9 protein-coding genes are annotated in these 7335 nt (G+C 51.7%); 3 read left to right on the top strand and 6 right to left on the bottom strand.

Annotation, left to right across the window (positions count from 1 at the left end; all coding sequences use genetic code 11):
- Positions 1-329: 329 nt before the first annotated feature.
- The 5 genes from GX135_05845 to hydE form a co-directional block, all read right to left on the bottom strand.
- Positions 330-1607 (bottom strand): Ig-like domain-containing protein, encoded by a 1278-nt coding sequence (locus tag GX135_05845; protein NLN85607.1) that lies wholly within the window; start codon positions 1605-1607, stop codon positions 330-332.
- A complete protein-coding gene (locus GX135_05850; GenBank protein ID NLN85608.1) occupies positions 1600-2217 on the bottom strand; it encodes a riboflavin synthase in 618 nt (205 codons plus the stop codon). The genes GX135_05845 and GX135_05850 overlap by 8 nt, the downstream gene beginning before the upstream one ends.
- Positions 2218-2221: 4 nt before the next feature.
- Positions 2222-2818, bottom strand: a complete 597-nt coding sequence (gene recR / locus GX135_05855) for a recombination protein RecR (GenBank protein ID NLN85609.1) — start codon at positions 2816-2818, stop codon at positions 2222-2224.
- Positions 2819-3130, bottom strand: a complete 312-nt coding sequence (locus GX135_05860; protein ID NLN85610.1) for a YbaB/EbfC family nucleoid-associated protein — start codon at positions 3128-3130, stop codon at positions 2819-2821.
- A 100-nt stretch (positions 3131-3230) separates the two neighbouring features.
- Entirely contained in the window at positions 3231-4301 is a 1071-nt protein-coding gene (gene hydE, locus GX135_05865) for a [FeFe] hydrogenase H-cluster radical SAM maturase HydE (protein ID NLN85611.1), read from the bottom strand.
- A gap of 142 nt (positions 4302-4443) precedes the next feature.
- Here hydE and GX135_05870 point away from each other — a divergent pair, with 142 nt between their 5' ends.
- The 3 genes from GX135_05870 to hcp are packed head-to-tail and all read left to right on the top strand — an operon-like array spanning position 4444 to position 7039.
- Positions 4444-5040: a TetR/AcrR family transcriptional regulator gene (locus GX135_05870; GenBank protein ID NLN85612.1), complete on the top strand. Its 597-nt coding sequence runs from the start codon at positions 4444-4446 to the stop codon at positions 5038-5040.
- Between the two features lies 1 nt (position 5041).
- The gene (locus tag GX135_05875; GenBank protein NLN85613.1) at positions 5042-5359 is read left to right on the top strand and encodes a cupin domain-containing protein; all 318 of its coding nucleotides are present in this window, start codon (positions 5042-5044) and stop codon (positions 5357-5359) included.
- A 30-nt stretch (positions 5360-5389) separates the two neighbouring features.
- Entirely contained in the window at positions 5390-7039 is a 1650-nt protein-coding gene (gene hcp, locus GX135_05880) for a hydroxylamine reductase (protein ID NLN85614.1), read from the top strand.
- Positions 7040-7111: 72 nt separating this feature from the next.
- Here the strand turns inward: hcp and GX135_05885 are convergent, their stop codons facing one another.
- The gene (locus GX135_05885; GenBank protein ID NLN85615.1) at positions 7112-7300 is read right to left on the bottom strand and encodes a hypothetical protein; all 189 of its coding nucleotides are present in this window, start codon (positions 7298-7300) and stop codon (positions 7112-7114) included.
- Between the last annotated feature and the right edge of the window lie 35 nt (positions 7301-7335).

Genomic DNA, 7335 nt, shown 5'->3' on the forward strand with positions numbered 1-7335 from the left:
TAACATGACCTTATAGCTTCTCATTATCATCCTCATAAAAAATGGGGATGATAATGAGTTAATGCGCGGTTACTCCTGAGCCAGAGTCAGGCGTGGACTTTCTTTGGAGTGGGGATGACAAAAACGGCACTTCCGCCACCTTCATAGTCAACAACCTGAATCCGCGGGCTAAAATAGAACCCCTTTCCGGTTACCGCCTTATGTCTTCCTTATGTTTCAAAGGCAAAGTTAAGCGACACAAAGGTTTAGGGTTTAAGAACCCGAAAAACAGCAGACTCGTTCTATATAAAAGGGCTTAATCCCCATCCCTCAATGACTCGGACTCGGCTTCAATTCCCGCGCAAAAGCGGCATAAAGCTCAGCTTGAACTCGTCTTTGTTTCCGCTGATATCCGCGCAAGAGACCGTCAAATTGTAGGAACGATAGTTTTGCAGGGGTTGTTTGGGTTTGAGGGTGTAAAAAGAGCTGTTGGCGCCTTCGATGCTGAAGTCGATATCCACATTTGTTTCCGCGGCACGCAGGCTGGCGGAAAACGCGGAGGCGGGTATGATTTCCGAAAATCGCAGTTCCAGCGAGGGCTGCAGGCTGTTCACAGAGCTGCCGTTGCGGGGTGTGCTGGAAACCAGCTTGGGTGGCTGGAGGTCTTTTTGTTCGGAAGCGCGGAAATCCATTTTTTCAAAGGTGCTGAGGTTGCCTTTGGGGTCACGGATGCCGCGGATTTCGACCCGATAGTTGGTGGGTTCCTGTTCCTGAGTGAGCAGGGTAAGCTTGTTGGAATCCAGGCTTGCAATGAGGATGGGCAGTTCGCCACCGGTGTCGAGCCGCAACAATTTAACGGATTCGTAACCTGCCAAAGCTTCGGAAAAATGGATGAGAATTTCGCGGTCGTTGACGGCTTGAACCTGTTTGATTGTGGGTTTGGTGGTGTCCGCGTAAGCCAGATGGATGTCCAAATTCTGGGAACGGCTCAACCGCAGTTGGGTTTCATAAAATGGTTCGCTATCCGGGTCGTGGCGATTGTTACGGTTTTTATCGACATAGGCGCGCAGCAGGTAGGAAGCGGGATTCAGCGATTCAATCACATAGCTGCCACCTTGGGAAACCGCGCTCAATACATTCAGTGAATCCGCGGAAAGCAGCCTGAGCTGCACTGGCAGAGCGGCATCGTCTTTTTCCTCAAAGCTCACTTTGCCAGAAATCCGCAGGTTTTGAAGCTCGCCATGGGCAAAGATGAGGGTTTGGTTTTCCTCGAGGTTGTTGCCCCGGATGTCTTTCAGGCGCGAACTGACTGTCACATAATAGTTTGTGTTTGGCAGCAGTTCTTCGTTGAAGCGGATATGGAGGCTGCTTTTATCCACCGTAATCTTTTTGTTCCGCACGGGCGGATAGATGTAAATCGCCTGGGCAACGGAGTTTTTGTCCAAAGGTTTGGAAAAATTTATCTCGATGCGGTTCTGGTCAATCTGGCCAAATTCGGCAGGCAAAGAGTTCAAAATGATGGGACGCTCCAAATCCTCCGGGCCGCCGGTGGGGCTTTTTTTGCTGCCACAGGCTGTGAGAAAAAACAGCAGGGCAAGCGGAACAAGAAATCGTAAAAGCTTATTCATCATAGTCTTCCAGTTTAAGCGAACCAGTTTCATGCAGGGCACGCGCGTATTTTCCCAAAACGTCATATTCGAGGTTGACCTTGGCGCCGGGGCTGAGCTGTCCCAAGTTCGTATTTTGGCGGGTGTGGGAAATCAGCGCGATGGTGAAAGAGGCGGGTTTCAGCTCCGAAATGGTGAGGCTGACGCCGTTTACAGCCACGGAACCTTGCGGCACCATCAAGGCTCTGTCTCGCGAATCCAGCTCAAAACGCAGCCAGGTGGTGGCGCCTCTGGTTTTGCTTTCCAGAAGGGTGGAAACGCGGTCGATATGACCCTGAACCCAGTGCCCATCAAGGCTATCGCCAATTTTCAAGGCGGGTTCCAAATTCACAATGCTGTTGGTGTTCCAGCTTCCGGCGGTGGTTTTCGCCAGTGTTTCCGCCATGATTTCTGCTTCAAAACTGCTCTCAGAAAACCCTGTCAAGGTGAGGCAGATGCCGTCACAGGCGATGCTGGCGCCGATTTTGAGTTCGCCTAAAACCTTGGGACGCTGGATGCTGAGCATCTTTGCCCCCGCGCTGGGAACCACGCGTAAAACCCTGGAAGTGGCAAGAATAATGCCGGTAAACATGGTTTTAAACCGGATAACGCCGCTTCCAAGCGTTGGAAAGAGTCAGCATGCTGCTGTATTCAAGTTCGCCGCCAAAGGGGATGCCCGTGGAAAGTCGGGTTACCTTAACCCCATTGTTATCAAGCAATTCCGAAAGAAAATGGATGGTGGCTTCGCCCTCTGGGGAAGGTTTGAGAGCCAAAACCACCTCTTCGGGAGCCAGGCTTTCGATTCTTTGCAAAAGCGCGGCGGAGCGGATTTGTTCTGGCCCCAGCCCATCGATGGGGGAGAGCAGGCTGCCCAAAACGAAATAGCGCCCGCGATAGTCGTTCATATCTTCGATAATTTGAATGTCAGCGGTGTTTTCCACCACGCAGAGCAGGTCGTCCGAGCGGTCTTCCGCACTGCAAAAAGGGCAGGGGTCGCTTTCCGCCAACATATTGCAAAATTTGCAGGTGGTAAAGCTTTCCACGGTGTTTTTGATGGTTTCCGCCAGCTCCAGGGCAAAAGAGGAATCCTGGCTCACCAAAAACCAAGCCAGGCGTCGCGCGGTTTTGCGTCCGATGCCTGGAAAGCGGTTCAGGGCTTGAATCAGCCGCTCCAATCCGGGGGAAACGAGCATTTAGAACAGCCCGGGGATTTTCATCCCTCCGGTCACCTTGCCCATAATCTCTTCCGTGGCTTCGGAAACCTGGGAATGTGCTTCCTGGATGGCAGCCAGAATGAGGTCTTCCAGCATTTCCACGTCTTCCGGGCTAACGGCGTCGGGCTCGATTTTCAGGCTTTTGATTTCAAACTTTCCGGTCATTTCCACGCGGACCACGCCGCCACCGGAAGAGGCTTCAAAGACTTTGGATTCCAGCTCCTGCTGAGATTTCATCATCTCCTGCTGCATCTTTTGCGCCTGTTTCATCAGTTGATTCATGTTTTGCATTTGTTTTATCCTTGCTGATATTTTTATGAGCCTTCTTCAAGGCTGAAAAAACAAAATTCCACGTCGGCTGAATCCGTCAAGGGAATAGTCTCGTTTTACTTTACTGAGGTGTGACCGCTTCTTTCCGCTTGGCAAAGTGTTTCGAATCCCCCCATTCGTCGTAGGCAATGCTTTCTCCGATGGAATGGATGCTTTTTTCCAGGGCGTCCCGCGTGTCCGGGGCATTTTCATCCAAACCGGGTTTCCCCTCATAAAGCTGGTAACCCTTGCGATAGCTGGTACTTGTCACGTTTGGCATGATGATGTTTGCGCCTGCCAGCAGTCCCATTTCACGTCCCGCAGCCTGCAAAGCTTGCAAGGCGGTGGTGGAAGCTATATTCACATCCTTGAGCGCGATACGCGTGGCGGCAATCATTTTGAGCCCCGCTTCCAGTGCTTTTTCGTTGTCATAACCCGGCACCAAATGCGCGAAAGGCGTGTCCTGATGCGGGATGAAGGGTCCCATGCCAATCATGTCGATATCCTCATCAAAAAAGAAAAGAATGTCATCGGCAAGATGTTCCACGGTTTGACCCGGCAGGCCAATCATGACCCCGGTTCCGGTTTGATAGCCCACTTTTCTGAGGATGCGCAGGCATTCCCGCCGTTTTTCAAAGGAATGGTCTGCGGGATGCAGGGTTTTATAAAGTTCGGGGTCGGCTTCCTCAATTCTGAGCAAATATCTATGCGCGCCGGCTTCAAACCATTGACGGAAAACCTCTTCGCTCTGTTCGCCCAGGGAAAGCGTGATGCCCAGTTTGCCCTGGCTGAGCGTTTTGATGTCGCTCACAAGTTCGGTGATAAAATCAGTCCAAACCTTGTCTTCACGCTCGCCGGCCTGCAAAACCAGCGAGCCATAGCGCTGTTGGAAACACCAACTGGCTTCTTCCAAAACCTCTTCCCGGCAAATCTGATAGCGCTCCATTTTGGTGTTGCTGCTGCGGATGCCGCAATAATAGCAATCCTTGCTGCAAATATTGCTGAGTTCTATGATGCCGCGCAGGTGGACCTTGTTTCCCATGTGCTCCAGCTTCACTTGATAGGCTTGTTTATAAAGCGCTGCAATCTCATCCGGTTCGGAAAGCGAGAGCATTTTGATGAGTTCGTCGCGCTGGGGTCTTGAATAGTTCATTCTGGCTCCTGTCTTTTAACAATATAAAAGCCTGAATGGTTTTGGCAATAGGCATTCTGGGGCTTGGGCAAAAAAAACCTTGCCAGATTTTCCAAGTTTAAAAAAGTGGTTAGTAAACACTCACTAACATAAAGGCTGGTTGATGGTACTCACCAAAAGACAAGAGGATATAGTCCAGGCTGCGATTGGCATCATCGCCCGTCGTGGCTTTCAGGCTTTAACCACAAAAAACATCGCGCAGTCCCTGGGGCTGACGGAAGCCGCGCTATATCGTCATTTCGCCAGTAAAAAGGAGCTCATCAACCAGTTATTGGTCTATTTTGAAGACCTGAGCTGTCAGATTTTGGAGGAAATTTCCACGTCAAACCTGAATCCGCTGGAAAGCCTGCGCCGTTTTGTGATGAACCGCTACCGCATGTTTACTGCCGACCCGGATTTGGCGCGGGTGATGTTTTCCGAGGAGCCTTTCGCGCATGACCCATCCTTCAGCAGCCAGATGCAGCGCATTTCCGGCCGCCATCGCGAGGCGGTTGTCTGTTATCTGCAAGAGGGGCAAAGGCTTGGACTCATCGACCCCAAACTCGAACCCTGCCAGCTTTTCCGCATCATCGTGGGTTCCATGCGCTACACTGTGAACCAATGGAACATGGGCGGGCAATCTTTTGATTTGATTGCCGAGGGTGAAAAACTTTTTCAAACCATCAAAATTATGATTCAAATAAACAATCAAGGAGAATAGTATGCAGAGCAGAAAAGTATCTGAACTCGAGCCTGTCGTAAATAAAAACGGCATCACCGGCACCAAGATTTATGTCCAGCCGGAAGGCGAAATCGTTCATCTGCACCTCAGCCCCGGAGCCCATCTGGCGGCTCATACAACCCCCGTTAACGTTGCCTTCTACGTTTTGGAAGGCACCGCCACCTTCGTGATTGGCGATGAAGAGCAGGTTTTCCCGCAGGATACCATCGTCGATAGTCCCAAAGACATTCCCCACGCGGTTTTGAATAATGGTGACAGCGACCTGCGCTTGCTGGTCATCAAAATGCCCAAACCCTAATAAACACAACCCCTTACAAGGAGAACCATAATGAGCATGTTCTGTTATCAATGCCAGGAAACAGCCCGGAACACCGGCTGCACCGTTCGCGGAGTTTGTGGAAAATCCCCTGAACTCTGCCACCTTTTCGACCTGTCCATCCACGCCATGAAAGGCATCGCCTTCGCCAGCGTGCAATTGGCAAAAAAAGACATTTACTATCCCGAAGACGCGCTCTTTGTGATGGGTGGCCTTTTCCGCTCCATCACGAACGCAAACTGGGATGAAAAACAGATTATCAAATTCATCGACGAAGCCCTCGCCCTGCGCGACAAACGCAAAATGGAACTGGGCTGGGAAGCCGGAACCATTTGCCCGAGCTGCCCCGATGCCGCCACCTTCCAGGTGAAGCCCGAAGATTACTACACCCTCGGCGAGAAAGTTGGCGTTTTGGCAACCGAAAATGAAGACATCCGCTCCCTGCGCGAAACCATCATCTACGGCCTCAAAGGCATCGCCGCTTATGGCGAACACGCCTGGATGCTTGGCTATCAAAGCGATGAAGTAAACAAATTCATGATGGAAGCCCTTGCCGCCACCATCGACGACAGCCTCAGCGCTGAAGAATTGACCAATTTGGTGGTCAAAACCGGCGAATATGCCGTGAAAGTTATGGAACTTTTGGACCGCGCCAACACCGAAACCTACGGCGTTCCAGAACCCACCGAAGTGGATTTGGGCGTGGGAACCAACCCCGGCATCCTGATTAGCGGACACGACCTGCTGGATTTGGAAGAGCTGCTTCAGCAAACCGAAGGCCAGGGCATCGACATTTACACTCATGGCGAAATGCTGCCCGCGAACTATTATCCCGCCTTCAAAAAATTCAAACATTTCCACGGAAACTACGGCTCCTCCTGGTGGCATCAGCTTTCCGAATTCCAAAGCTTCAACGGCCCCATCCTGATGACCACAAACTGCATCGTGCCGCTCACTCCCAAGCAGACCTATCTGGACCGCTTTTACACCACTGGCATGACCGGCTATCCCGGCGCCGTGCATATTCCCGACCGCGAACCCGGCAAACAGAAGGACTTCAGCGCCATCATCGCCAAAGCCAAAACCTGCCAGCCGCCCATTGAGCTGGAAACCGGAAAAATCGTGGGCGGATTCAACCACCGCACCGTTATGGGCATGGCAGACAAGGTTGTGGAAGCCATCAAAGCCGGAAAAATCAAGAAATTTGTGGTCATGGCAGGTTGCGACGGCAGACACAACAGCCGCCAATATTTCACAGATGTGGCTGAAAAGCTGCCCCAAGACGCCGTGATTCTCACCGCCGGATGCGCCAAATATCGCTATATCAAGCTGCCTTTGGGCGACATCGATGGCATTCCCAGGGTGTTGGATGCCGGACAATGCAACGACTCCTATTCCCTCGCCATAATCGCGCTCAAACTGAAGGAAGCCTTCGGTTTGGACGACGTGAACCAGCTTCCCATCGCTTTCGACATCGCCTGGTATGAACAAAAAGCTGTGGCAGTCTTGCTTGCCCTGCTCTTTTTGGGCTTCAAGAACATGCGTTTGGGACCCACCCTGCCGGGATTCCTGTCTCCAAACGTGGCGCAGGTCATCATCGACACCTTTGGCCTGAAAGCCACCGCCGACGCCGATTCCGACGTTGCGGACATGATGGCATAAACCTCTCAAGAAACATAGATACGCCATGCGGGACTCTTTTTGGGTCCCGCTTTTTTGTTGTTTGGCGGGCATTCAAAATTCCTCCACCAAGGCTTCATAACTCGTCACCGGGGGCAGATAACCCGCTTCCACGGCGGCTTTCACCGTGATGCAGGGTAGTGTCTGCTCTGTGATTTGAGCGCGTGTGAGGGTCGCCAAATCGAGTCCCAGTGAGCGCGCCATGCTCCACATCATTTTGTTATAGGCATTATACCAATTCATCAGGGGTTTATCCCAGTTATCCAATGCGGAATTGA

Source organism: Candidatus Cloacimonadota bacterium (assembly GCA_012522635.1).
Lineage (GTDB): Bacteria > Cloacimonadota > Cloacimonadia > Cloacimonadales > Cloacimonadaceae > Syntrophosphaera.